Annotated in this window: 2 protein-coding genes; both read left to right on the plus strand. The window is 74.0% G+C overall.

The window, feature by feature from the left end; all coding sequences use genetic code 11:
- The coding region (locus ACYVE7_RS34060) for an AMP-binding enzyme (RefSeq protein ID WP_460370707.1) at positions 1-648 on the plus strand (648 nt) is incomplete at its 5' end.
- Positions 590-1,394, plus strand: an 805-nt coding sequence (locus tag ACYVE7_RS34065) for a carboxyl transferase domain-containing protein (RefSeq protein ID WP_460370709.1), incomplete at its 3' end; no start/stop codon positions are given. The genes ACYVE7_RS34060 and ACYVE7_RS34065, both read left to right, overlap by 59 nt.

The following is a 1,394-nucleotide window of genomic DNA, read 5'->3' on the forward strand; positions in this document are numbered from 1 at the left end:
CCCGCGCCCGTGTTCGCGACGCTCGCCGAGCGGACCGGGCACCGCCCGGTGGAGCGGTACGGGATGACCGAGACCCTGATCACCGTCAGCGCCCGGCACGACGGCGACCGGCGGCCCGCGCAGGTCGGGCTGCCGCTGCGCGGGGTCGAGACCCGGCTGATCGACGAGGACGGCTCCCCGCTGCCGCACGACGGCGAAACTCCGGGCGAGCTGCTCGTCCGCGCGCCGATGCTGTTCAACGGCTACCTCAACCGGCCGGACGCCACCGCCGAAGCGCTCCGCGACGGCTGGTTCCACACCGGCGACATCGCGACGATCGGCCCGGACGGCTGGCACCGGATCGTCGGACGCGCCTCCACCGACCTGATCAAGAGCGGCGGCTACAAGATCGGCGCGGGTGAGGTCGAGGGCGCGCTGCTGGGGCATCCCGCCGTCCGCGAGGCGGCCGTCATCGGCACCCCGCATCCCGATCTGGGCGAGCAGGTCACCGCCTACGTCGTGGCCGACGGCGTCACCGAGCAGGCCCTCATCGACCATGTGGCGCGTGAGCTGTCCGTCCACAAGCGTCCGCGTGCGGTCAGGTTCGTCGATGCGCTGCCGCGGAACGCGCTCGGCAAAGTCCAGAAGAAGCTGCTGCCGACCGGCTGACGGCCCGCGGCGGCGGGGCTGGTTCAATCAGGGTGTGATCAATGCGCGCGGGTTGGTGGATCTGACGCTCGACCCCGGAAGCTGGCGGTCCTGGGACCGGCCGGTGACGGCCCCTCCCGGCTACGCCGCCGAGTGGGAGGCGGCGCGCGAGCGGTCGGGCTGCGACGAGGCCGTCATCACCGGGGAGGGCCTGGTCGGCGGGCGCAGGGTCGCGTTCGTGGTCATCGTCTTCGGGTTCCTGGCCGGGTCGCTCGTGCAGGCGACGGCCGACCGGATCGCCACGGCCGTCACCCGGGCGACCCGGGAGGGCCTGCCGCTGCTGGCCGCGCCGTCCTCGGGCGGCACCCGGATGCAGGAGGGGACGGTCGCGTTCGTGCAGATGGCGCGGATCACCGCGGCCGTCATGGAACACCGGCGCGCCAAACTCCCCTATCTGGTACATCTGCGGCATCCGACGACCGGTGGCGTTCTCGCCTCGTGGGGTTCGCTCGGCCATGTCACCTCGGCGGAGCCGGGCGCCCTCATCGGGTTCCTCGGCCCGCGCGTCTACGAGGCGCTGCACGGCGCGCCGTTCCCCGAGGGAGTCCAGCGGGCCGAGAACCTGGCGGCGCGCGGCATCGTCGACGCGGTCGTCCCCGCCGAGTCGCTCCGCCCGATCCTCCAGCGCATCCTCAAGGTCCTCCTGCCCTCCGCCGCCGGCACCGCCGGGCGGGAGCCCGCGATGGGCGCCGCCCCGCTCGCCGACA

Source organism: Actinocorallia lasiicapitis (assembly GCF_054778695.1).